Annotated in this window: 21 protein-coding genes and 3 pseudogenes; 9 read left to right on the forward strand and 15 right to left on the reverse strand. The window is 55.2% G+C overall.

Features of this window, described 5'->3' with window-relative positions; all coding sequences use genetic code 11:
* Positions 1-92: 92 nt before the first annotated feature.
* Genes gluQRS through JI721_RS06995 form a run of 4 tightly spaced genes read right to left on the reverse strand, consistent with a single transcriptional unit; the run spans position 93 to position 3,726 of the window.
* Complete coding sequence (gene gluQRS / locus JI721_RS06980) at positions 93-1,109, reverse strand: tRNA glutamyl-Q(34) synthetase GluQRS (RefSeq protein ID WP_274457313.1); 1,017 nt, start codon at positions 1,107-1,109, stop codon at positions 93-95.
* Between the two features lie 15 nt (positions 1,110-1,124).
* Entirely contained in the window at positions 1,125-1,781 is a 657-nt protein-coding gene (mtnB, locus tag JI721_RS06985) for a methylthioribulose 1-phosphate dehydratase (RefSeq protein ID WP_274457314.1), read from the reverse strand.
* A gap of 53 nt (positions 1,782-1,834) precedes the next feature.
* Positions 1,835-2,500, reverse strand: a complete 666-nt coding sequence (locus tag JI721_RS06990; RefSeq protein WP_274457315.1) for an MtnX-like HAD-IB family phosphatase — start codon at positions 2,498-2,500, stop codon at positions 1,835-1,837.
* Positions 2,497-3,726 (reverse strand): 2,3-diketo-5-methylthiopentyl-1-phosphate enolase, encoded by a 1,230-nt coding sequence (locus JI721_RS06995; protein ID WP_274457316.1) that lies wholly within the window; start codon positions 3,724-3,726, stop codon positions 2,497-2,499. Before JI721_RS06995 ends, JI721_RS06990 begins: the two co-directional genes overlap by 4 nt.
* A gap of 96 nt (positions 3,727-3,822) precedes the next feature.
* Between JI721_RS06995 and JI721_RS07000 the strand changes: the two genes are divergently transcribed.
* The 4 genes from JI721_RS07000 (at position 3,823) to JI721_RS07015 (ending at position 6,659) form a co-directional block, all read left to right on the forward strand.
* The gene (locus tag JI721_RS07000; RefSeq protein WP_274457318.1) at positions 3,823-4,362 is read left to right on the forward strand and encodes a 1,2-dihydroxy-3-keto-5-methylthiopentene dioxygenase; all 540 of its coding nucleotides are present in this window, start codon (positions 3,823-3,825) and stop codon (positions 4,360-4,362) included.
* 252 nt (positions 4,363-4,614) lie between these two features.
* Complete coding sequence (locus JI721_RS07005; RefSeq protein ID WP_274457319.1) at positions 4,615-5,160, forward strand: RNA polymerase sigma factor; 546 nt, start codon at positions 4,615-4,617, stop codon at positions 5,158-5,160.
* A 15-nt stretch (positions 5,161-5,175) separates the two neighbouring features.
* Positions 5,176-5,739, forward strand: a complete 564-nt coding sequence (locus tag JI721_RS07010) for an anti-sigma factor family protein (protein ID WP_274457320.1) — start codon at positions 5,176-5,178, stop codon at positions 5,737-5,739.
* An 8-nt stretch (positions 5,740-5,747) separates the two neighbouring features.
* Positions 5,748-6,659 (forward strand): hypothetical protein, encoded by a 912-nt coding sequence (locus tag JI721_RS07015; RefSeq protein ID WP_274457321.1) that lies wholly within the window; start codon positions 5,748-5,750, stop codon positions 6,657-6,659.
* Between the two features lie 4 nt (positions 6,660-6,663).
* On the opposite strand, the gene JI721_RS07020 is transcribed toward JI721_RS07015, so the two are convergent.
* On the reverse strand, positions 6,664-7,308 hold the full coding sequence (locus tag JI721_RS07020; protein ID WP_274457322.1) for an undecaprenyl-diphosphatase: 645 nt from the start codon (positions 7,306-7,308) through the stop codon (positions 6,664-6,666).
* A 134-nt stretch (positions 7,309-7,442) separates the two neighbouring features.
* On the opposite strand from JI721_RS07020, the gene JI721_RS07025 reads away from it, so the two are divergent.
* From JI721_RS07025 to JI721_RS17230, 5 genes are all read left to right on the forward strand, one after another.
* Positions 7,443-8,066 (forward strand): DedA family protein, encoded by a 624-nt coding sequence (locus tag JI721_RS07025; RefSeq protein ID WP_274457323.1) that lies wholly within the window; start codon positions 7,443-7,445, stop codon positions 8,064-8,066.
* A 449-nt stretch (positions 8,067-8,515) separates the two neighbouring features.
* Positions 8,516-12,280 carry a DNRLRE domain-containing protein gene (locus tag JI721_RS07030; RefSeq protein WP_274457324.1) on the forward strand — a complete coding sequence of 1,255 codons (3,765 nt, stop codon included), beginning with the start codon at positions 8,516-8,518 and terminating at the stop codon, positions 12,278-12,280.
* Between the two features lie 34 nt (positions 12,281-12,314).
* On the forward strand, positions 12,315-14,735 hold the full coding sequence (locus JI721_RS07035; RefSeq protein ID WP_274457325.1) for an RHS repeat-associated core domain-containing protein: 2,421 nt from the start codon (positions 12,315-12,317) through the stop codon (positions 14,733-14,735).
* Between the two features lie 13 nt (positions 14,736-14,748).
* Positions 14,749-15,042 (forward strand): hypothetical protein, encoded by a 294-nt coding sequence (locus JI721_RS07040; RefSeq protein WP_274457326.1) that lies wholly within the window; start codon positions 14,749-14,751, stop codon positions 15,040-15,042.
* 142 nt (positions 15,043-15,184) lie between these two features.
* Positions 15,185-15,706, forward strand: a complete 522-nt coding sequence (locus JI721_RS17230) for an RHS repeat-associated core domain-containing protein (RefSeq protein WP_407654080.1) — start codon at positions 15,185-15,187, stop codon at positions 15,704-15,706.
* A 252-nt stretch (positions 15,707-15,958) separates the two neighbouring features.
* Here JI721_RS17230 and JI721_RS07045 read toward each other — a convergent pair.
* From JI721_RS07045 to JI721_RS17240, 10 genes and pseudogenes are all read right to left on the reverse strand, one after another.
* Positions 15,959-16,582, reverse strand: a pseudogene (locus JI721_RS07045) (IS256 family transposase); the annotation flags it as partial.
* Positions 16,583-16,722: 140 nt separating this feature from the next.
* Positions 16,723-16,965, reverse strand: coding sequence for a DUF5348 domain-containing protein (locus JI721_RS07050; RefSeq protein ID WP_274454939.1), 243 nt, complete (start codon positions 16,963-16,965; stop codon positions 16,723-16,725).
* Complete coding sequence (locus tag JI721_RS07055; protein ID WP_274454938.1) at positions 16,962-17,762, reverse strand: ExeA family protein; 801 nt, start codon at positions 17,760-17,762, stop codon at positions 16,962-16,964. The genes JI721_RS07050 and JI721_RS07055 overlap by 4 nt, the downstream gene beginning before the upstream one ends.
* Positions 17,752-19,137, reverse strand: coding sequence for a DDE-type integrase/transposase/recombinase (locus tag JI721_RS07060; RefSeq protein ID WP_274454937.1), 1,386 nt, complete (start codon positions 19,135-19,137; stop codon positions 17,752-17,754). Before JI721_RS07060 ends, JI721_RS07055 begins: the two co-directional genes overlap by 11 nt.
* Before the next feature lie 92 nt (positions 19,138-19,229).
* Complete coding sequence (locus tag JI721_RS07065; RefSeq protein WP_274454936.1) at positions 19,230-19,610, reverse strand: hypothetical protein; 381 nt, start codon at positions 19,608-19,610, stop codon at positions 19,230-19,232.
* A 51-nt stretch (positions 19,611-19,661) separates the two neighbouring features.
* A pseudogene (locus JI721_RS17235) lies at positions 19,662-19,880 on the reverse strand (hypothetical protein); the annotation flags it as partial.
* Positions 19,881-20,088: 208 nt separating this feature from the next.
* Positions 20,089-20,700: pseudogene (locus JI721_RS07070) on the reverse strand (IS256 family transposase); the annotation flags it as partial.
* 180 nt (positions 20,701-20,880) lie between these two features.
* The gene (locus JI721_RS07075) at positions 20,881-21,915 is read right to left on the reverse strand and encodes an IS1595 family transposase (protein WP_456151378.1); all 1,035 of its coding nucleotides are present in this window, start codon (positions 21,913-21,915) and stop codon (positions 20,881-20,883) included.
* A gap of 534 nt (positions 21,916-22,449) precedes the next feature.
* Complete coding sequence (locus JI721_RS07080; protein ID WP_274457723.1) at positions 22,450-23,316, reverse strand: IS3 family transposase; 867 nt, start codon at positions 23,314-23,316, stop codon at positions 22,450-22,452.
* 11 nt (positions 23,317-23,327) lie between these two features.
* Complete coding sequence (locus tag JI721_RS17240) at positions 23,328-23,504, reverse strand: hypothetical protein (RefSeq protein WP_407654102.1); 177 nt, start codon at positions 23,502-23,504, stop codon at positions 23,328-23,330.
* Between the last annotated feature and the right edge of the window lie 115 nt (positions 23,505-23,619).

Here is a 23,619-nt window from a genome sequence, read left to right on the forward strand (position 1 = left end):
GTGTTGTACCTTATGTCCTTGGACGAGCAGCCGGGAAAGGCGAATGGACAGGGTGAGCCGCACAAATTCCTGGTTTTCACATTCTCCTGGTTTCACATTCGCCATGCTTCATCGATGAGACTGGGTATCCGGTTCAGCCGTGTGAGGTCAAACAAGGGAATCAATTCACGTGCCGCGACGGGCTCCGGGCGGTCGATGAGCCCGCAGCTGTACGCGAATTGCCCGACCACCCGCTCGGGCCGGACGCCAAGGCGCCGCAGTTCCGCAATTGCGATGGCGCCGTCGCGCTTGGCCAACCGGCGTCCGTCGGGTCCGAGCAGGAGCGGGACGTGGGCAAACTGTGGAACTGGCAGACCGAGGGCTTCGTACAACCAGATTTGGCGCGGCGTCGAGTCAAGCAGGTCATCGCCCCGCAGGACATCGGTGATGTGCATAGCGGCATCGTCTGCCACAACCGCCAATTGATAACTGAACACGCCATCGGCCCGCTTGACGATGAAGTCGCCGCCGTACCCCGCGGGGAAGTGCTGCCAACCGAGCACGAGGTCATGGAAACTCACCGGACGATCCGGCAGGGAAAAGCGCATGGCCGGCTGTTTGCGCGCCGCTCGCTCGGCGCGTTCGGCGGGGGACAAATGGCGGCAAGTGCCGGGATACACGGGGCCTTCCGCGGGCAGTCCGTGCGGTGCAGACGCGATGGCCGTCAACTCGGCCCGGCTGCAGTAGCAGGGGTACAGCAGGCCCGCTTGCTGCAGGCGTTCGTACGCTGCCTCGTACAGCGCCTCCCGCTCGCTTTGTGTGTACGGCGCATACGGGCCTCCGATGTCGGGCCCTTCGTCCCAGTCGATGCCAAGCCACCGCAAATCCGTGAGGAGTTCCGCGGCGATGTCCAATCTTGATCGCGCTCGGTCAATGTCCTCCATGCGCAGGATGAACGTCCCGCCGGCATTTCGCATCTGCAGCCAGGCGAGCAGCGCCGTGCGCGCGTTGCCTAGGTGCAGGCGGCCCGACGGGGTGGGTGCAAAGCGGCCGCGGCGTGCCGCACCCGGCAGCGGGGAGGCGCTGTGCGGGTGGGCTGTGGTGCATTGGCGGCTGCTGGCGGAGGTCATCGGGCGAGACCTCCTTTATCGCATCGCGTCCGGGCCAAACGCTGCCTGCGCCTGGCGAAATCGGATGTCGTACTCGAACAGGAACTCAAATGCCTCCAGGTGACGTTTGGCCGCAAATGCGTCTGCGCCCCACGCGTAAATGCCGTGATTGCGGACGAGCACGCCCGGGCATTCAGGCCGTGCGGCCGCGCGGACCGCCTCCCCCAGGTGCGCTAAATCGGCGAAGTTCTCGACAATCGGCACCGCAATCCTCGCGCCTTCGTTCCAGTGGCCGAGGGCTTTGAGGAGTTCGTGGTCGGCGAGCAGGACGTGCCCGGCGCCAAAGTGCAGCTGCGATGCCAGGTTGTTGAACACGGTGTGCACATGCAGGATGCAGCCGCAGGTTGCAGCGCCAAACGTCTCGTACAAATGGATGTGCACAATCGTCTCGGCGGACGGCCGGTACGCGGTCTCCGTCAGCACGCGGCCGCTCGCGTCGACTTGCAGCACGTCTGCATCCGCGAGGTTTTGTTTGTCCGCGCCGCTGCGGGTGATGGCGAAGCAGAGTGGCTCATCCGCCAGGCGAACCGACAGGTTGCCGCTCGTGGCGGGCAGCCAGCCGCGCCGGCCGAGATCGTCGCCGAGCGCGCGCAAAGCCGCGGTGGCTTCTTGCAGGGAAGGTAGCGGGTTCATGGTGCGGTCACGTCCTCTGTCACAGATTGTACGGTGCAATCCGCGCGGGGGGCTCACCCGCGCGTTTGGTGCAAATGCGAAACGATGTCGTCGAAGGTCTCAAACGGCGCGTGCGGCAGGTTGTGGTGTTCACACTCTTTCCGCAAACTGGCCCGGGCGTACACGAAGTCAGCCCGGCGCGCGGCTTCAAAATCCGTGACCCCATCGCCGATCACGATGGTGTCATCGAACTGCCCCTGGTACTTCCTCAAAATGGTCGGCTTGCAGAGTCCGCAGTCGGCGCTGCACGCGTCATCGCAGGGGTGCGGCCACACCACCCGCAGGTTCGGTCCGGTCGTGTCCAGCGTGTTGCAGTAGACGGTCAGGCGGTCGCGCCAAGGTGCGACTGCGGGCTCGACAAAGAAATCAAATCCGCCGCTGGTGATGGTGATGGGCCAGCTGCGCGCCGCAGCAAAGTCCACGAACCGATCGAAGCCGGCCCGAATCCGCGTGGTATGCACCGCGAAGTCCCGGACTTCCTCGAACCGGGAGGACGGGATGAGCGCAAACATGGCTTCCACGCCCGCCCGAATCGACAGCTCGCGGCGGTTCACGCGTTCAATCAGCGGGGCGGCCTCGTCCGGGACGAAGCGGCGCATGATTTGCGCAATCATATCGTTTTCCGAGATGGTGCCGTCAAAGTCGCAAAAGAAACCGATGCGGGTCCCAGCGCCGCTCATTTTGCTTCTCCCCAGCGCAGGAGCGCCTTGCGCAAGGGCTCACTGTGGTTCGCGGCCTCTGCCAGGGGCACGCCAGCCAAGGCCGCGTCAATCGCGGCGGTAAACGCCTGGCCGCCCGCCGTCGCACCGTCTGGGTGGCCGTGAATCCCGCCGCCCGCGTTGACAATAAAGTCGACGCCCATATCCTGCAGCAGGATGGGTACGAGCCCCGGGTGAATCCCAGCCGACGGCGCCGGCAGACACACGTTGTGCGGCCCGGGTGTGCGCAGGGCGCTGACCAGCTGCTGGCCGACGGTGCGTTCGAGGGTGACGGACCCGTACGGGGACGGGTAAATCACGATGTCCGCCCCGCCCAGGCGAAGCAGCTGGCCTAGCAGAATATCCGCCGCAATGCCGTGCTGCGGTGCTGCATACAGAGCGCCAGACACGGCGGGATGTGCCATGATGGGGACCTGGATGTCCGGGTCCGCCGCGAGTTCCCGCAGGACATCGAGGCCATAGGCGAACACGTTCAAGAGCAGCGCGCCAGCGCCAAGGTCGGAGAGGCGCCGGGCGCGATCGCGAAGTTCAAACACGGGTCCCGTCAGGTTTACCGCGTACAGCACGTCCTTGCCGGTTTCGCGCCGGGTCCGCTCCATCGCCTTGGTGTACGCTTCGACACGCGCTTCTGGGGTGGCGTAGGCTTCCGTGAAGAAGATTTCGTCGTCCTTGATGAGGTCGGCCCCACCCAGCGCCTGCTCGGTGAAATGAGCGGTCAGTTCGTCCAGGTTGTTGCCGATGCAGGACTTAAAGATGCTCATCAGCAGCGGGCGATTGTACACCTTCAGGCGGTCGCGAATGCCGTTGACGCCGAACTTCGGTCCCGGGAAGGCGCGCGCGAACGGCTCCGGAATCTGCAGGCCGACCAGCTTGATGAGGCCGTCCATCGAAAGTTTGCCGAAGACGGTGGTGAGCAGCGCCGCGAAGGTTGGCGTGAAGTTGATGACGGGGTAGCCGATGGTGATATCCGCTGTGACGGTACCGTCCGGTCGGGCACCCGCATCCACCTCCTCGATGGACGCCACAATGCCGCAGTGCTGACGCACGCTGTCCTGTTTGCTTTGCGGCAGGTCGGTCCATGAGCCAACGGTCAGACCAATCGCGATGCCGTCCGCTCGCGCCTGCAACTGATTCGGTTTGTCCACCACGCGGTAGGTGGCGTATATGTATGCATCTGACTGGGCCACTTGCGTCACCTCATATCGATTATAATCAACAAATTCTATAGACAAATGGACCCTTGTATCGTAGCATATTTCCATCGGATTAAGGGGGAATGGACGATGGCGACCATCCGCATTCGCAATACAGGAGAACAACTCGTGGATGAAGCGAACATCCGCCAGTTTTTGACGGACAACGGCGTCTACTACGACCACTGGTCCCTGGATGCAATTCCAGCGGCCCTGCACAATCGCTTCCAACTGGACGACGCGGAGAAAGAGGAGATTCTGAAGAGCCTCGCGCCGCAGATTGAGGCGCTGGCCCAGGCGCGCGGGTACGTGAAGTGGGATGTCGTCGCGATGTCTGAGGCCACGCCGAACCTGGACGAGATCCTCAAGAAGTTCGAACAGATTCATACGCACACCGAGGACGAGGTGCGCGTGATGGCGGCGGGCAGCGGTGTGTTCATCATCAAGGGCAAGGACGGCGGTTACTTTGATGTCGAGTTGACGGCGGGCGATGTGATCTCCGTGCCGGAACATACCCCGCACTACTTTACGGTCACTGCGGAGCGGAAGTTTGTCGCCGTGCGGTTGTTTATCGACCCCTCGGGCTGGGTGGCGCATCCGTATGACGACCCCGCCTTTACCCAGGCGTAACGCGCTTCCCGCCCAGAGGATGGACGGGGAACCGAGGAACGTGGCAGTTGTCTGCCAGTTTGGCCGCGAACTTTGCAATATCGTGAGGGTCCCTGCAGAAGCCGCAAGGACCCTTCGTTTTTGTGGACTGATATCTCGGCCGATTCAAGCGAAAGATAGCGCCAGTGAACGATTTTGGCTGGATGACCGTCCTTCTGGTAAACGGTGCACACAGGTGACCACAGGTTTCGTCGTCGGGGAGGCGTTCGCGGTTTGAAGCAAGACGATGTAGACCTCATCCGCGTCGCGAAACAAGGCCGGACAGAGGCGTTCGAGGCGCTGGTTCGACAGTACAAGGCCTTTGTCTTCCGGACGGCGTACGGCATCTTGCGGAACAACATGGATGCTGAAGATGTCACGCAGGAGACGTTCATCAAGGTCTATCACGCCTTGCGGGGCTTGCGTGAAGAGCGAACGTTTCCGTCCTGGCTGGCGCGGGTGACGGTGCGAACCGCCCTCGACTGGGTGAGCAAGCACAAACGACAGCCCTCCGTTCCGCTTGATGCGGAGCAGGTTTCGACCCGGACCGACGTCCACGCGTCCGCCGACATTCGGATGGACGTCGAACGCGCCCTCGATGGACTGACCACAGAACAGCGTACCATCGTTGTATTGCGGGACGTGCAGGGGTTTGGCTACGACGAAATCGCCGAAATTCTCGATATTCCGATTGGCACGGTCCGGTCACGGCTGCACTACGCACGTGCACAGCTCCGGGAGCTGCTGACGCGCGGTGACACACGCGGTGACACACGATGAAGGGGGAGTTGCGACATGCCGCTGGATGAAGGACCTGTTCATGAAGGACCTGTTCATGAAGGACCTGTTGAACCGGCGTCTTGCGAATCCATCGAGGAGCTCTTGTCCGCCTACCTGGATGGCGAACTGACCGAGGGTGAACGCCGTCGCGTTGTGCGCCACCTGGCTTCGTGTCCGGGGTGTGCGAAGGTGTTCGAAGAACTCCGTGCCGTCAGCGAAAGGGTCCACACCGCCATCCTTCACGTGGAGGTTCCCGCCGCGTTGGAAGCGAAGGTATTCGAGCACGTCGCGCGCCTGCACCAACGAGACCAGGTGCGGCGGTTGTCGGTGTTCTACCTGGTGGGTGCGGTGCTTTGCGTGGCTGCGGTGGCGGGCTTGCTGGCCTCCCCCTTCGGGATGTTCTTCCGCGTGTTGCTGCGGCTTGCACTGACTGTATTTCGCGGCGGGGTCATCTTGTCTTCCTCGATGAGCCACCTGTGGATGGTCGGGTTCGTGATCTTCTGTGTCCTGTTGGGCGGATTTTCCATATTGGCGGTGTCGCGGGTCCTGCGCACCATGAAAAGTGAGGCTGTCGTATGAGGCGTTGGATGAAGCGAGCAGGCTGGCTTTGCGGAGCCGTGCTGACATTGTGGCTGCTTCTACCGGTCACCCTGGCCCAAGCGGCTGCGTCCTATGGGCCAGGGCCAATCCACACAAGCGGCGCATCGCAGGGTCACAGCGCGGGAACGAGCGTCTCGCGGGAAGCCGTTATCAGTCCCGATGCGACGACCATTGTGCGCGGGCAGACGGTGAAAGACGTCGTGGTTGTGGGCAACGATGCCACCGTTGCGGGCCGCGTTTCGGAAGTGCTGCTGGTTCTCGACGGGGACGTCCATTTGACGTCCACTGCGCGGGCGGGCATTGTCGTCGACCTCGGGGGACATATCACGGCCGATCGCGGCGCACAGGTCGATGCCATCTACCACGCCGCCATGAGTACTCCGTTCTGGAACGGTGCCCTGTTTGGCGTGATGTTTTTCCTGCTGGCGTGGGCGGGCATGCTTATCGTCGAAATGGGCCTGTTGGTGCTGTCGGTTCTCATCGCCCACGCGTTTCGCCGACAAATCGGCGTACCGCTGCGATTCATTGAGCAGTCTGTGCGGCGAACGGGCATCACCGGCGTGCTCATCAGCCTGGCATTTCTGGCTGTCGGTGCGTTGTGTGCACTGACCATTGTGGGGCTGCCCATTGCGGTGGTGCTGCTGCTTGTCTATCTGGTCGGCGGCGTCGTGGGGTTTTCGGTGGTCTCGCTTTGGGTCGGAAACCTGGCGCTGCGAAATTCTGTTTCGGAGCGGCCTGTTTGGGTCCGGAGCCTGCTTGGCACCAGCCTGATGATGGCGTTTGTCAGCATCCCCTTTATCGGACTTCTGCTGTTTTGCATCTTCTGGCTGGTGGGAGTGGGCACCACCTCCGCGTGGCTGCTGCGGGGCTGGCGCCGAGGCGTCCGGGGGACGGCATAAGCCGTCACATCGAACGCGGTTTGGATGTGCGATGGGCCCGCGCGGCGCGGCCGCCTTGAGGGCCGAACTTGAACAGCCGCGTGAGGAAACGCGTCAGCGGAAAGAGCAGGCGGGAGAAGCGCCACACGATTTGGCTGGCGATGACCCCGACGACCAGACCGCCCAGAACGTCCGTTGGATAGTGGACGCCGACGTAGACGCGGGCGAACATCACAAGACAGGCAACCATGGTGAACGTCCAGCCAATCCACTTGCGCTGCCGGCCCCAGGATGCGGCTGCAAAGCCGAAGCTGCCGGAGCTGTGGTCGCTTGGGAAGGAGGCATCCGCGCTGTGCGGCACCAACTGTGTAAACGTTCCTTTGGGAAAGACCGTGAACGGTCTGGGCCGGAACCAGATGTGGGAGATGATCACATTCATGGTGAGGGCCAGGATTCCGGAAAACACGGCGACCAAAAGCGCGTGCCGGCTTCGGATGTCTCGTTTGGGCAGCGTGAACCAAGCCACCACGAACAGCAGGGCGTAGATCTCCAGCGCATCTTTCGCGAAAAAGACCATCACAGCATCCAAAACGGGGTGGTGTCCGGCCATGCCGTTCACCCAATGACAGACCTGTGTATCGAAAGGGTTTAACAACGCGTCGTGAATCATCCACTCACTCCTTTGGGTCTTGGGTGCAACCGATAGACGCTGCTTCGCTCGCAAAAGTTCAGTGACCGGACATCAAAAAGTTGACAGACGAAGGATGAATCGCACGCTTGACCGCTACACTAGGAGTAGCGAGCATGAACGCGAAAGGACAGGGTAGCGTGCATCACGTTCAGCAATTGCTTCACCACTACGGGTACGCAGGTGTGTTTTTCGTCTTGTTGGCGGAAAATATCGGGATCCCGTTTCCAGCCGAAACGACGCTGACGATTTCGGGGATTGAGTGGACACACGGGGTGTTTCGCCTGCTCCCGCTGTTGTTGGCCGCGGCGCTGGGCAACATCGTCGGGTCTACAATTGCATACGGCATTGGGCGGTTTCTCGGCCGGCCTGTGATTGTGCGGTTCGGGAAATACGTCGGGATCAACGACGAACGCTTGGACAAAGCGAACGCCTTGTTCACGCGATATGAGAGCCCGGTGATTTTGTTCGGCAAGTTTATTGCGGGGGTGCGTGTGGTCATCCCCTATCTGGCGGGCATCAACAAGGTTTCCTTCGGGGTGTTCAGCTTATACAACGCGGTCAGCGCACTGGTTTGGGCGGCGGTATTTATTATCGTGGGCAAGTATATTGGCATCGAGTGGGCGCGCTACCACGCGGTGCTGCATCAGTACATGATTCCGGCGATTCTCGTGGCGGTCATTTTGGTGGCCGGGTTTTTCGCGTGGAAGACACGGGAGCGGCGGCGACGGCGACGCTGAGGGGACCCACGTCCGGTCGCAGGGTTGTGTCAAAGTCGAATGAACTTTAAAGCCCTACAAGGAGCCTCGGGTCTTGCTGACTTTTTCGCGCCACGTCGTGTATGTTGAAAGAAATATGGTGCGATGAGCAGTGATCAGAAGCGTAGTGAACGTCGTCGAGCAGTGATCAGAAGCGTAGTGAACGTCGTCGGCGAACGTCCTGTGGTGTCTTCACATTATTCGACAGCCACCTTAACTGAACGTTGACTAACCCTCATCAGTGTCGAATGGTGTTGATAAGCCGTGAATTGTGATTGGGCCAAAATTAAAAAGTTATAAATTGCTGAAGGATTTGTACGTGGGCATGTCGAAGTACGCCGCGGAATCGTCAGTGTTCACAGACAAATAGTTGGCGTCCCACGAGACTTGCCAGGGTGAGGGGTAAATCAACCCGCAAGGCGGTGTGTCTCTTGTCGAAGCGCAGGAATTGTCTGGCGGTGTCGGTTGCTCTTTTCTCGCTCATTGGCCTCTTGGTTGCGCCCTTTCAGTCTTTGTCGGTTGCACATGCTGAGACGTCTACTGCCGTTGCTCAGGAACTGCCCTCTCTCGAGACGCAAGATTCGCGCGTGTATCAAATGCCGGATGGAACCATCCAAGCACAAGTTTACTTTTCGCCGGTCAACTATTTGGATGCTCGCGGAAATTGGCAGCACATTGATACCGCTCTCTCAAAGGATACGACTGGCTTCGGTGTCTCAAAGAATTTGTTCGGCACGCACTTTTCTTCGAGCGCGGATTCTACAGCTGCGAAAAGCCTTGAGACGGTGAACTACCAAGGACATCAGGTTGCCTTCATCCCCGTCTCTTCTTCCATGGAAAAGTCTGTTGGTTCAGATACCTTTACAAACCTCCAATCTGTACCTGGTCATGTAAATTCGAACGCCATTCATTATTCTGGTCTTTATCCAGATGTCAGCCTGCAAGATACTGTCACCAGTGAAGGCGTGAAAGAATCCATCGTCCTGGACAAATACGTGCCCGGTCTTCATTCGTTCGCGTTTATATTGAATACCAATGGGTTGTCACCAGAAGTTGAAAAGGATGGCTCGTTGGACTTCAAGGACAGTAAAGGAAACACCATCTTTACCATGCCGCACGGTGTCATGACCGACAGCAACATTGACCCGCATTCCGGGGACGCACCATCTTCTACAGGGGTAACATACAGTATTCTACAGGTCGCTGGGAAGACGGTTCTTAAGGTATCCGTCGACGAGAATTGGTTAGCTGATGCGAGCCGTGTATACCCGGTCTATATCGACCCAACAGTGACGCTGTCTTCGCAGATTTCTGATGCATACGTTTCCAGCGCCTACCCGACCACCAACTACAGCGGTTCAAGTCTCTACGACTCCAGCCTAGGGTATGACGACCTGCACGTCGGGGACTATGACGCAACCACCGGAGACAACTGGGCGTATTTTAAACTGCCCTCGGTTTCGCAGCTTCCCTTGCTTGGACTGACTGTCACCAGTGCGACATTTTATGCGTACTGTGATTGGTCCTATTACACGTCCACACCGGAAACGACTTGGCTGTACACCAACACGTCCTCCAACTGGACTCCTTCCTCCATCACGTGGAACACCAAGCCCGGACATGGCAGCGCCGTCAGTACAGCCTCTGTATACAGAAACCAGTGGGCAGCTTTCAATGTCACCTCTGTCGTACAACAGTGGTCTAACGAGCTGTCCGGCCAGTCGCCCTCCAGTAGTCCCCAGCTAGGCCTGATGCTGAATGAAAATGGGAATGGACAGGCCTATTGGCACAAGTACGTCGCAGAAGGGAGCAGCAGTTCTACCAACCCGCATATCGACATCACGTATGCCGCCCCGAGCGCACCGTGGGGAGCCATGTATACGCATGATGACAATTCAACCGGCTATGTGAACCTGTGGTGGAACCCGGTACCCGGTGCATCCAGCTATAATGTCATGATTTTCGACGGTCACCAGTATGAGGCCTTCAACGTTGGAAACGTAACGCACTGGACATCAAAGGGGAAGGGAATTTGGCCAACGCCATCTGAGGTGGCCAGTGGACAGTGGCAGCTCTACCACAATGGCGGCGGTGGGGAACTGGCGATGAATCCAGGCCCCGTCTACCAGAATGCCTACAATGCGAATGGAACTGGGACCAACTACGCACCCGACTCGAACTACTGGTTCCGTATCGAAGCCGTTGCCTCGGATGGATCTACGACGTCCAACAGTAACGCGTTCACTCCGACCATGCAAGCGTATGTTCCAGATGAGGGGAACGCATCGACGATGGTGCCGCTCGAGATAGGTAGTGGGGATGGAGCTACAGGGAATTTTGTATTACAGGATACCGACTTGACAACTAGTGGGTATGGTCCGCAGGTCTCCATGTCCAGGACCTATAACAGTAACGAGTCAAGTCAGACAGGTCTATTCGGGAACGGATGGACGCTGGGGTATCAAGAGCATATCGCTATAATCAATAACCTGCCGTATCTCATCGGAGCGGATGGAAGTACGAGCATTTTCTGGCCTCAACCGGACGGGACCTACGCGTCTCCACCTGGTCTAACGGCGGACACGCTTACCGCGGTGAAAAACAACGGGGCGGTTACGGGGTATTCACTTCAATTGAGCGATTATACGACGGAAGACTTTACGACCGCCTTTACAGCAAACGGTGGTACACAAGAATATTTGTTGTCGGATATCACGGATCAAAACGGAAACAAGCTGACAATCAGCCGCGACTCGAGCGGGAATCCAACGTCGCTCCAGGATGCCAGTGGCCGTTCGACGACGCTCAGCTACAATTCGTCTGGGCTGGTGACATCTGTCTCCTTTGCGGCCAACAGTACGACAAACGAAGTATGGAACTATGGATACGACTCGGATAATAATCTCGCCTCCGTAACGGATCCGAAAGGGAACGTGACCAAGTACGGCGATACAAGTGGAGAATTGACAAGTGTAACCACGCCAAACGGAAACACCTATTCAATATCCTATGACTCAAATGGCCGCGTCTTGGGTGAAACCGACCCATCGGGTAAGAGCGAGAGCGTGAGCTATGGCAATGGTACGGTCACGCTCACTGATCCACAGGGTATCGAAACGCAATGGACGTATGACGATGACCACTTGACAACGCAGAAGGTGCTCGACCCAAGTGGGTTGGATCGGAAGTGGAGTTACGTATACAACGAGTTTGGTGAAGTGACGCAGGCGACGGATCCGCTCGGCAATGTGACGAAAAACGCATACGACGACTGGGGGCAACCCACGTCTGTTACGGACCCCAACGGGAATACAACGCAGGTTTCACATCCAGACTCTGCGTACGGTTCGGTTGACCATGAGGTGTCGAGTCTCACCCTGCCAAACGGAGGCAAGTACCAGTTCCAGTACGACCAAAACCATGACCAGACGACGGCGCTGACGCCGCAGTACCAGACAGCAGGCGCGGGCTACAATTCGAATGGGACAGTGTCCTCGGGTACGTACCCCATCTCGACTGCCAGCAATCTACTCGAAAACAACAGTGTCGAAGAGTGGTCGGGCGGGTTGCCTGTGGATTGGTCCGAGCAGGGACCTAGCCACACGGATACACAGTCCTCTGATGCATTGTTCGGAGGGTCATCCTGGGAAGTGTCCAACCTTTCGTCTGCGTCCAGCGTGTCGTTGTATCCAGGAACAGCAACCTATCCCATCTCGGATTTGCCGAGTACATCGACGGGACTTGCGTTTGAGGTATACGCGAAGGCCAGCAGTCTCGCCGCAGCCAAAACGACACGGGTAAAGTTCAACTTCTACGACAGCAGTGACAACTATGATGGCGAAGTGGATGGCGCTGTTCTTCCTGTTGGCGGGGAATGGTATCAACTGACTGTGGTGGCACCGAAGGTGTCTTTCCCTTCGGGCGCGGTGTACTACCGGCCCATTATTGTTACGCAGCCAGGTTCCGGGGATAATGTCAAGTTTGACGCCGCGGACCTCGTCGGCTATGACTTGGCGCCGCAGTATAACGCAATATTGAACGGAGATTTCAACAGCTCAAACGGAGACCTTTACGATTGGGGATATACGGGTTCGGTCAGCGTCGTTTCCAATTCGAGCGCGGATGTTGGGAACCACACCTCTGCAGATACGACTTTTGGCCCTTTGCAAAACGTGGCACAAATCGTCCCCGGGTAGCGCATGGGCCGGAATGTACCCAAGTGACAGCAATATGTATATCCCATACGTCAAAGGTCAGACGTACACCATCGGCGGGCTCGTGAAGGGGCTGGACGCCACCGGGAGCTATATCGACTTGAAATTTCTGGCTTCTGACAAAACGACGGTCCTTGGCGGTGTGAACACGCCTACCCAGAGTGGGACATTTGGATGGCAGTACCTGACAGCTACACTTCCTGCAAATTACACTGTGCCATCTGGCACGGCATATATCATGCCAGAATTCATGACTGCGCCAACGAGCAGCAGCACGCCATCTGACGCAAAGACCTGGTTTGCCGAGATGCGCCTTTCCATCGACCCGAGCACGAGTACGTATGGGTATGATTCATCAGGGAATTTCATGACGTCTTCCACCGACCCGCTTGGGAACAAGACTCAGTATTCGAATGACCCATTTGGAGATGTCACGCAAGTCACCGATCCGATTGGAAACTCGATATCGCTGACGTATGAATCAGATCACAACCTGAGCACGCAAATGTCTACCCCAGATAACCTGCAGGTTGGGTATACGTATGACGGGGATGGCAACATCACACAAGTGAAAGAAACTTCAAGCGATGGCAGTACCACCTATGCGACCAATACGTCGACGTACAACAGTCTAGATCAACTGACCGCATCTACGGATGCACTTGGAAATCAAACTACGTATGCGTACGACGCCGATGGGAATCTGATCAGCACGACCCTGCCAGATGGGCACACCATCGGAGCAACGTACGATCATGCAGGGGAACAGACTGCCGTAAACGTGGATGGAACGACAGCGAATCAGTTTGCCTACGATGCGGACGGCGACCTTACATCGATCAGCAACAGCAACGGATCGACCACCCTTGCCTACGACAAGAACGGGAATATCACGAGCCAGACGGATAGCACGGGTTCTCAGTCCTTTACCTATAACAAGGACAATTCTTTGACTTCGCTTGCTGCGAGCATCGGTGGCACGACCATCACCACGAACTTCAATCTTGACAATCAGGATGATGTCACATCCATCACGAACGGAAGCGGTACGAAGCTTGCGACCTACAATTACAATGAGCAGGGGCTAAATGACACAATTGTGCTCGGGGATGGACTAAAAGAGGCTTTTAAGTACGACGGCGACCTGCGTTTGCAATCCCTCGTCATCGAAAACGGGGCCGGTTCCGCTGTCGGGGACTATGAGTACACGTACGATGCGGATGGAAACCTTACCAAAGTGGTAAACGGCCAGGACGGGTCAACCCTCGCGTCGTACAGCTATGATGCGATGAATCGCCTGACAAAAGAAGTTACGCCAGGCGGAGATACGATTGCCTACACATACGACCCAATGGGGAATATCACAGCAAAAACGGTGACGCCGAGTGGTTCCACTACCTCAACGACGACCAATTATACGTACAATGCGGATAATGAACTCACAGCCGTGGGCAGCCAGGCGTATACGTATGATCCGAACGGCGAACTTACCAGCGACGGCACCAACACTTATAAATGGAATGAACTTGGCGAACTCACAGAGGTGGACAACAGTTCCGGCCCCATTGCAACGTACACCTACGATGCTCTGGGGCGTCGAGTGAGCGAAACGGCGGGCGGGAATACCACGAAGTTTTTCTATCAGGGGGAGACCGATGAGGTAACCTACGAAACAGACGGAAACGGCAATCTGCTCCAGTCGTACACCTACGGACCAAATGGCGAGCCGTTGACGCTTACGACTTGGAGCGGTGGAACAGGTACTACGTACTACTACGTGGAAAACGGTCACGGCGACGTGGTTGCCTTGACCGACACAAGCGGCAACATCGTGGCACAATATACCTATGACGCTTGGGGAAATATCCTGAGCAGTTCTGGAACGCTCGCATCGACGAACCCATATCGGTATGCCGGTGACCGCTGGGATGACGCAGTTGGGATGTATTACCTGAATGCAAGGTATTACGCCCCGACCCAGATGCGGTTTATTAGCCAAGACCCACTAGGTGGGTCGATAAACGAATATACTTATGCCGATGACAGCCCGGTTATGGAGACGGATCCGACTGGTGAATTTGGGGCTGGGGTCTTGGGCTTAACTGGGCTCGCGGATTTGGCAGGATTCGATGCAATAGCTGGATGGGTACCCGTCGTAGGTTGGGCTGCAGTGGGCGTCACTGCAGTGTGGGGTGGGTATGAAGTTTGGCATCACTCTCACTCATCAGGCCGTAACTATTCATATGCTCAGAATAAGAAACACGCAAAGGAACAAATTGATAGTCTAGAGGACGTAATTCAGGAGCATGAGGAAAAAATACGAGAAAATCCGAATAGTAGTGCACGTCATAGTAGTGCACGTCGACATTGGGAACATGAAATTAGAGTTGCACAAGGTAAAATTGCTAAGCTGAAAAAGAGATGGAATATTAAATAAAGGGGTTGAATAAATGGCATTTGACCATGCACTTTTTGATAGTCTCGAAAGTAAACTTAAAGAATTTCATTTAGAAAGCAGTAAATATGGTTCCTTTTTAGCTGATCTATACGATCTAGCCGAGACCAGTAATGATTATCTTGAAAAAATAGGAGACCTATTGGTGTTAGAGACGCAAGATGCTGATCGTACCCTAAAATTTCTTGTGAGATTACAAACTATATTGGAACATTTCGAGTTTCATGTAAAAAGCTCCTTGCCTATTATAGAAGATATAATTCGCGAGTTGGATGTAAAGGGCGAATAATTACAATAAATTGGTTATTTGATGAAGCCTCTTGCACAGTACACGTACGATAGTCGGAGAAAATATCCTGAGCAGCTCCGGAACCCTCGCGTCGACGAACCCATATCGGTATGCCGGTTACCGCTGGGATGACGCAGTTGGCATGTATTACCTGAATGCAAGGTATTACTCCCCGACCCAGATGCGGTTTATTAGCCAAGACCCACTAGGTGGGTCGATAAACGAATATACTTATGCCGATGACAGCCCGGTTATGGAGACGGATCCGACTGGTGAATTTGGGGCTGGGGTCTTGGGCTTAACTGGGCTCGCGGATTTGGCAGGATTCGATGCAATAGCTGGATGGGTACCCGTCGTAGGTTGGGCTGCAGTGGGCGTCACTGCAGTGTGGGGTGGGTATGAAGTATATGAACACTACCATAGTGCACATAGAAGCCCGTACCCACCTGCTAGGAGGAAATTTTATCCTTCCCGCAAAGCGGCGAAGGAGGCCGCGAAACGCGCTGGAAAGGGAAGGAACCGATTCATCATCCAGGTGGGGAATACGGGCCGCATTACCATCCTGATGTTCCCATGCCTGAAAGTCCAACCCCGAAGGGACCAAACCCACACGATCATTATTACTATCCCAGGTAGGCAAGGTGCCGCCGGTGAACTAGAGTAAGACCGCTGTTTAGCCCGGCGGCGAATAAAATCTCTTTCCCACGTTTTAATGATACGAGTCGAACTGAAAGCTCAGATGAAAGGATGGTATTTGCTGGTGGATTCAGAGCTTGATAAAATGCTGGTTACGAATTTCTTCATAAGAAGAAGGCGGGAACGATTTCTCCATGAACTGTCATCACCTCAAAAAAGGAGGATTGCGAGGTAGTGTCCCGTCAAGTGGTGTAAATTTGAGTGCAACCACTAGTGTCGGCTATTTATGCAAAACTGACGTTGGAGCTAGTAATTGCTGTTTGTCAGTACCAGTGAGTTTTGCCATGGACTCTCGGCTAAAGTAGCGTCTGGCTACGATCCATTCATCGTTTTGCTCCTGGAGAATTGCTCCGCCAAGACGAATGACAGATTCCCTGTTCGGGAAGATACCAACCACATCGAAGCGGCGCCTGAGTTCACGATTCAAACGCTCAAGCGGGTTTGTCGAGCAGATCTGCTTCCAGTGCTCCTTCGGAAATGCCATGTACGCCAGTACGTCTTCCTCTGCACGCTCTAAGACATCCATCGCTTTTGGGAACTTTCCCTGCAGTTGCTCTACAACGACGGCCAATTGTTGTTTGGCAGCTTCCTGTGTCGGTTGAGCAAAGATCGTCCGGACAATCGACGAAACCATGGACTGTGACGCTCTAGGAACCTGACTAAGAATGTTACGCATTGTGTGAACACGACAGCGCTGCCACGTCGCTCCGGTCAACGCAGAGCCAATCGCAGTACGTAGTCCCTCGTGGGCATCACTAATCACCAACTGCACGCCACGCAAACCACGTGCAACCAGGCTACGGATGAATGTGAGCCAAAACGAGCCATCCTCGCTCGTGCCAATTGTGGCCGCTCGGATTATTTGACGGTGAAATTCCAGATGTCATTGTCACCTGGAATCGGCGCGGAAGTTTCACGCATTTTGTCGGCCTTTGAATAAATAAAGGGGGCCGCCTTAGGCGACCCTCCTGCCAACGTGCTCGTCTAGAAGTATATCCACCTCGCAGTGTAAGTTCGGTTGCGCATCAGCACGAATGCGTCACTGCGCTGGTCGTCTTCGTGGAAGATCGCGTACCATCCCTCAGCACACCACTCTATTCTCGCGTAGTAATATCTGTCGCCGATCTCGATTTCAATCGGGTCTCCGCAATGCAAGTCATGTTCATCTTGTTCATCTGCAAAGTACCATCGGTCCCGCAGTGAACTGAATCGTAGATTTCCCGTCATGAGCCGCTCACCTCCATCCATGCCCGCTCCACATGACTGTTATCAACGACGCTGTGTCCCAACGTTGCAGCGTCGATCAGCGCGCCACGACACAGTGTGTTAATCAACCGGGGATTACCTTGGCTGGTTCTCGCAATCAACTTCACGGCATCAGCTGAGAAAATCGTTCTCTCCTGACCCACGCTCGCCAGCTGCTTCGAGACATAGTCCTGCACTTCAGCCTCGGTCAACGTCCCCATGTGGTAGCGAATTTGGATTCTCCCGGATAGTGAAGTCAGGATTCGGAGTTTCATCTTCTCCCGCAATTCTGTTTGTCCCACCAGCCAGAGGGAAATCGGCGAGAATGAATCAGCCCGAAAATTGTTGAGGAACCGAAATTCGGCCAGCATCTGCGGGTCGAGTTCATGTGCTTCATCGACGATAATCACGACTTGTTGGCCTTTTTGGTAGCTTTCTTCGAGCACCTGGTGAACGAGCGCCTGGTTATCTACCTGTCGAAACCTGGGCTGGATCTGCAGACGCTCGAGAATCACGCGGTATAGTGTTTTGGGCGTAAGTCCGGCGTTGGCGATATACATGAACTTGTATTGGCTCTCATCCATTCGCTTCATCACAGCGCGTACGGCCGTTGTCTTCCCGGTCCCGGTGTCCCCGGTTACAAGTGCCATGTGGCGGTGTTCCGTCGCGTAGATGAGCCTTGCAGAGAGCTCGCTGTGACCGTGAAACGCCACCAAGCGTTCGACCGGGATGTCACGGTCAAAAGGCTCCTGAGCGAAGCCAAAGAACTCAGTCATCATGAGATTCACCATCTTTCAGGGCACGAGCAAACGAGGTTCGCCCAAGCGACTGTTGCCTCTGCTTTTCGTGGGCTGCGGTAATCGTTTCGAGAAAGGAAATCCCTGGTTCGGTTGGTAGCTCTGAAGGTGGGGAATCGGCTTGCGTTACACGTTTGTCTGTGTGTCGGCGCATCTTCAGCGGGACGGCATTCGCGTAGTGCTTGCCCTCCAGCCATACCTGAATACGAGTGAGGTCGAAGGGGTTGTAGCGCAACGTCACGGTTCGCCCAACGAGGATGGACTCAACCTCGTACGTGTTTCCCTGCACTGAAATGCAGGCTGTCTTGTCCACCTTTGCCTTGTAGGTCCATTGAAATGCGTCTTCGAGCACATGCGGGTCCACCAACCGCAACGGACCGTGCGTGGTCAGTACGGCTGCAGGCCGTTTTTTCAACGTGCTGTGGGTTCTCTGGTGATACATTTTCTCCAGCCAGGCACGGAAGTAGCGATTGAGGTCGTCGAGATTCTGGATGGTACTGTTCTTCACACACAACTCGGCTTCCGGGCGGAAAGAGCGCTCTACGTAGCCGAAGTATCGTTCCAATTTCCCGCGCCCTTGGGGGAGAAATGGCCGGGAGTGACGAATCTCAAACCCGAGTCTGGCAGCCACCTCGCTCAACTGTTTTGACTGGTAAATCTTTGCATTGTCGCAGTAGAAGATTTTCGGCGTTCCATGCGTAGTAATCGCTTTTTTCAACGCATCCTCAAGCACCGGCAGATTCTCTCGAAAATAAAACGCGGCGTAGCAGATATAACGACTCTTATCGTCAAGTACAGCAACCAATCTGGCTACCCGCATCTGGCCCCCAGAGTTGGGGTCTGGGACGCGCAAGGAATCACAGACGTCACATTGCCAAATTTCGTGAACTTCATTGGCGGTATACCGCTGCCAGGTACGTTGCTTGCGCACTGCCTTTGTACGCTCCACCTTGGCTCTGCGCAAATGCGCGGACAGTGTGCTGCGCCGAATAAATCCTTCTGGAACGAGTCCTTCAGTCTCCAGCATCACAATGAGTTGCTCCACTGTGCGCAAGGGTTGTTCCTTACGCAAGGCCACAGCTCGTTCAATCACATGAGGGGGCAACACCCGCGGTCGGCGGTCGTCTGCCCGAAGTTGGGGAAGCAGCCCATCTACCCCTTCCTTTCGGTAGCCTGCCAAATATCGCTCTAGCGTGCGTTCCGAGAATCTTCTTTTCTCTCCGTTTGGCATCTCATGTTCCTGACTAGCCAGTTCCTCCAGCATCGCTTTTTGAGCACCACTCTCGGTTTGCCGCAATATCGGGGCAATAAGACCATAGCGGAACAGAGCGATTTGGCGTCGCGAATCATCTTGCATGTCCAGCTTCTCCTTCCCATACGAGATAGCCTCATTCTGGGGGCGGGTCCCATCCGCTCGGAAGATGGTTTTCTGTGGGATAAGCAGCGTTGTTACGGTGGAAGGGCTGGGGAGAGGCCATACGACACCCGCTTCACCGACAACGATGGGGCAAACAGGCAGACGACTTCACGCCTGAGATTCCAGAAGTCACTGCCGCCAGCCACGTCAAGCAGCACAAGCCGGTCATAATAGGTGCACAATACCGAGTCTCTGACGTTGTGGCGTAATGGAGGCAGTGGTACATCTGGCCGATGAAACTGGACAATCCGGGAGACCAAGGCGATGACTTTGGTCACCTGCCCCTGAATCCGAGTAAACCAGTTGCGGGCACATGACTCGGATAAGCAGACGCCGCATTCGGCCAATTTGGCTAGGGCAGCGTCTACCGTCAGTGTACCTGCCAAAAGGCTCACAAGAAGATCCTGGACCATGATTGTATACCGCTGGAAAGGTGCGACAAAGGATGGCAGGATTGCAAATGTCCGTTTGCAACTTGGGCACTGCCGCCGTTGTTGTAGGAAATCATGGCGCATCTCGCCTAAATCGAATGGGCGACGACGGTAGTATCCGTGGACGTACGTATACGAATGTGAACAGTAAATACAAGGCACGTCGCGCGGTAGCAGCTTCTGTACAGCGAGGGCGTATTCTTCCGGGCTTACCGGATTGACAGATTTGCATTCTATGGATACGCTAGGCATACAGCGAGAGCCATTCGGCCTCGAATTAGGGAACGAAAGTAACTGGCCACCAACCGAGTACACTTACGTTACCCTGCGCAGATGGGAACGCCACCTGGGCCTACTGGGCACAGAGGGCGTTTCTGCATTTCTCGACAATATCCTGCTAAGTCCCCGACAGCGAATCAAAGAAAATCCACCGACAATGACGTCAAATAATCTGAGCATGAACACCAATATCAAACCCCAATACTTCACGCTCACCGGTGTCTCGCACACCAATGGCAATCACAAAAGCCATACTCTGCACCCGTCCGCCTTCTCGTACTTTCGGGAATGTCGCATCTAGCCACAGATACGGATATGTCCCATCCAGAGGGCGGTTCTTGAAGTCCTGTACCACGTCGTCGAGTTCTTTGCAGATTCGTGACACTTCGCTCTTGCTCAGCCCTTGAATTCCCATAGACTCAACCAACTCATCCACCTTACGGGTGCTCACACCATGCACGTATGCCTCTTGAACAACGGACAGCAGTGCCTTCTCAGCTTTCCGCCGAGGTTCTAGGATACTGGGGAAGTAGCTCCCCTTACGAAGCTTCGGAATCTGCAATTCGATGGTTCCAACACGGGTATCCCACTCTCTGTCCCTGTGCCCATTACGGCTGTTACTACGCTTCTCACTACGTTCATACCGTTCAGCACCAATGAGGGAGCTCACCTCCGCCTCCATCACTGCCTGGGTGAGGACTCTCAGCCCCTCCTTCAAGAAATCCACATCACCATCTTCTAATCCGATCTTGCGAATTAAATCCAAAAGTGCGATCTTGTCTGTAGAAGCCATCGATGTGCCTCCTCTACTGATTGCTCGACACTTTTAGTAGATTGCACTCGATGGCTTTCTCGTCAAGATCCAGCCGTGGAATTTACACCACTACATAAGACTCTAACGATTGCGATAAGGGGTTTAGCCCACAGTTTTCAAAACGCTTTGTTCTTAACAACTGTTGCTATTCCATAGCAATCAACTGATTGCTTGTGAAGGATGGGTTTCGGCGATCAAGGCGTCGTAACACGCCGTATGGCAGAGTCGATCCGGTTTCCGTTCGCCTGTCTCATATGAGACACAGATGAGAGTTGCCGCTTCGTCTGTTGTGCGAATCGGTTGGTGGCAAATCGCACATTCACTTGTATAGACCATCTTGCGGTGGATTTTCTTCGTATCTATGCAGGCCATCGCTAGGAATCTCCTTTCCCAAACGCCGGATGTGATCGCTCGGGTCGTGTCCAGGTACTCAAACCAGGTCATGTAGTTGGCGAGGTACTTTGTCGCCACGCCCTTGAACCGTACCATCCAGTCCTTGAGGCGACCGTGATAGGCGTTGACGTTCTGGATGTGGTACACACCTCTGCTTCGCACACCGGCTTTCGCATTCAGAGCAACATGTTCGATGGCGGCGTCCTTGCAAACTTTCTTGAAGGCGGGCAAAGCGTCGGTGCAGAGCACTACATCAGTACCCAAGACCGGTATCATTTCCTGACGTAAGGTCTGTGCATCCACTCGCTCCAGAACGAGCGAAACGGTACGAGCCGTACGGTCCCGAAGTACAAGCACCGGCACTTGATCCTTGCTCCGTCCACGTTTATGGACGCCCTGGTTATATGCGCCTTTACCGTGCTTGCGAGGTTTACGTCCGAATCGTTGTTCAAAATCCCTCTTGCGGGCATCAGGATTCAATTTGTCCTTGAAGTGACTGCCTTTGTACGAACGGCGAAAGAATGTCTCGTCGGCCTCGACGATGCCATCCAGTTCGGAGTCCTCGTCGGTGTGTTCCCGCAACGAGGCCAGGATTTTATGACGCCATGCAAAAGCGGTCGAGACGGCGATGTTGAGTTCTTCGGCCGTGGCTCGTAACGACTTGCCTTCTCGCATGCACCGAGCCATTTCATCCCACATTTCTGCCGATTTCTTGGTATATGACAGTGGGGTTCCCGTCAAGTCACTGAAGGTTCGACCACATGCCTTGCAGAAATAACGTTGCCGGCCTGTCCCGATCATCTTACCGTCACGCTTCGTCGATTTACTGCCGCAGCGAGGACAAACGACTCCGTTCCGGAAATGGGCTTCACGGATATGATGAATGTTCACAGCGTCTCACCTCGAACGTTTGTTCGCATTCATCCTACCGCAATGTTCGGAAAACCGCAATACAGACGAACAGAGCGTTTCAAAAAGTAATTGACCAAAAGTACTTGATCCAAATACCTAAACCTAACTCCGATGCAGCCGAGATAGCAAAGTTGTTGAGGAGTCGCGGTTCTGGAGATCAGTGCTACGTGATATCATGTCGAGAAGATATAGATGGTCGGTGTTTGCCCCTTGACGTTGCTCTGGAGAAATGTGTTGGTTGGGGACTTCCCACGTTTCTTTTATGTTTTCCAAAGGCACTAGGTGTGTGTCCGAGTATCGATTGGATCCTTTGAACCGATAAAGGCCGAAATCACTCGATTATTGGTATTAAGTCAATAAAGTGGACACCCCAGAACAGAGAAATTGTAAGTTTTAATATTCTGATATGATGCCTGTTATTGCTCAGCTTGCTGCATCTTTTAAGGATTGGTAATATCTTCTTTCGAATTCAACCGGCGTTAGGTAACCCAGCGATGAGTGAACTCGCTCCCGGTTGTACCAGACCTCGATGTATTCGAAGATGCGCTTCATTGCCTGCTCTCTCGTCTTGAACTTCTCCAGATAGACGAGCTCTCGCTTGATAATACTGTGAAACGACTCGATACATGCATTATCAAAACAATTCCCCTTGCGGCTCATGCTGCCTACCATCCCGTATTCTCGCAGCTTTTCCTGGTAGTCATGAGAGGCGTATTGGCTCCCACGATCCGAATGATGCAGCACAGGTCCTGTCGGCCTCTGGCGTTCGTAGGCCTGCTCCAGCGCCCCGATGCACAGTTCCTTCGTCATCCTTGCACCCGCACGCCAACCTGCAATCTTACGGCAGCACAGATCCTCGACACTGGCCAAGTACAGCCAACCCTCGTCCGTTGGAATGTAGGTGATGTCTGACATGTACACCTGGTTGGGCCGTTCGGCTACGAACGCTTGGTTCAACACATTCTCCTGCACAGGGTAATTGTGGTTCGAGTATGTGGTTGCCTTGTACTTGCGGACTGTACGGCTTCTAAGCCCATTCTCCCGCATGATTTTGGCCACGGTCTTCTGTGCCACCCGCTCGCCCTCTTGGCGCAGGATCTGCGTGACTTTAGGGCTGCCATAGAGACGACGGGATTTCACGAATATCTGATGAATCCGCTTCGTGATTCGTTTGCGACGCTTGGACCGCTCGCTCTCAGGGCGTCCACACCACGCATAATACCCGCTCCGAGATACACCCAATATTTTGCACATCTTCTCAACCGGAAATTTGGAGCGGTGTCTGTGGATGAATTGGTACCTTACTTCCGGTCGTTGGTGAAGATGCGCATCGCTTTTTTTAAGATTGCATTCTCCTCTCGCAGTTCACGGTTTTCCCGCTCAAGATCCCGTAAGGCCTTCACTTCCGGCTTGAGGTTCCCGCTACCAACGAACGGGGTAGCAGGATCCTCCTTGTACTTCGCCATCCAGCCATACAGTGTCTTTTGTGAGACGCCAAGTTCCCGAGCGACCTGGCTCGCTGCGTATTGAACCCCACACTGTCAAGACAGATGGGATGGCTTTTAAGAAAGAGTTGATAGATTTACAATTCAG

Source organism: Alicyclobacillus cycloheptanicus (assembly GCF_028751525.1).
GTDB lineage: Bacteria > Bacillota > Bacilli > Alicyclobacillales > Alicyclobacillaceae > Alicyclobacillus_L > Alicyclobacillus_L cycloheptanicus.

What these genes read in the sequence shown, in the direction of transcription:
- gluQRS (WP_274457313.1), bottom strand. Translation starts at nt 1,109, where the DNA reads ATGACCTCCGCCAGCAGCCGCCAATGCACCACAGCCCACCCGCACAGC.
- mtnB (WP_274457314.1), bottom strand. Translation starts at nt 1,781, where the DNA reads ATGAACCCGCTACCTTCCCTGCAAGAAGCCACCGCGGCTTTGCGCGCG.
- JI721_RS06990 (WP_274457315.1), bottom strand. Translation starts at nt 2,500, where the DNA reads ATGAGCGGCGCTGGGACCCGCATCGGTTTCTTTTGCGACTTTGACGGC.
- JI721_RS07000 (WP_274457318.1), top strand. Translation starts at nt 3,823, where the DNA reads ATGGCGACCATCCGCATTCGCAATACAGGAGAACAACTCGTGGATGAA.
- JI721_RS07010 (WP_274457320.1), top strand. Translation starts at nt 5,176, where the DNA reads ATGCCGCTGGATGAAGGACCTGTTCATGAAGGACCTGTTCATGAAGGA.
- JI721_RS07015 (WP_274457321.1), top strand. Translation starts at nt 5,748, where the DNA reads ATGAAGCGAGCAGGCTGGCTTTGCGGAGCCGTGCTGACATTGTGGCTG.
- JI721_RS07020 (WP_274457322.1), bottom strand. Translation starts at nt 7,308, where the DNA reads ATGATTCACGACGCGTTGTTAAACCCTTTCGATACACAGGTCTGTCAT.
- JI721_RS07025 (WP_274457323.1), top strand. Translation starts at nt 7,443, where the DNA reads ATGAACGCGAAAGGACAGGGTAGCGTGCATCACGTTCAGCAATTGCTT.
- JI721_RS07035 (WP_274457325.1), top strand. Translation starts at nt 12,315, where the DNA reads ATGTATATCCCATACGTCAAAGGTCAGACGTACACCATCGGCGGGCTC.
- JI721_RS07040 (WP_274457326.1), top strand. Translation starts at nt 14,749, where the DNA reads ATGGCATTTGACCATGCACTTTTTGATAGTCTCGAAAGTAAACTTAAA.
- JI721_RS17230 (WP_407654080.1), top strand. Translation starts at nt 15,185, where the DNA reads ATGTATTACCTGAATGCAAGGTATTACTCCCCGACCCAGATGCGGTTT.
- JI721_RS07050 (WP_274454939.1), bottom strand. Translation starts at nt 16,965, where the DNA reads ATGACGGGAAATCTACGATTCAGTTCACTGCGGGACCGATGGTACTTT.
- JI721_RS07055 (WP_274454938.1), bottom strand. Translation starts at nt 17,762, where the DNA reads ATGATGACTGAGTTCTTTGGCTTCGCTCAGGAGCCTTTTGACCGTGAC.
- JI721_RS07060 (WP_274454937.1), bottom strand. Translation starts at nt 19,137, where the DNA reads ATGCAAGATGATTCGCGACGCCAAATCGCTCTGTTCCGCTATGGTCTT.
- JI721_RS07065 (WP_274454936.1), bottom strand. Translation starts at nt 19,610, where the DNA reads ATGGTCCAGGATCTTCTTGTGAGCCTTTTGGCAGGTACACTGACGGTA.
- JI721_RS07075 (WP_456151378.1), bottom strand. Translation starts at nt 21,915, where the DNA reads ATGATCGGGACAGGCCGGCAACGTTATTTCTGCAAGGCATGTGGTCGA.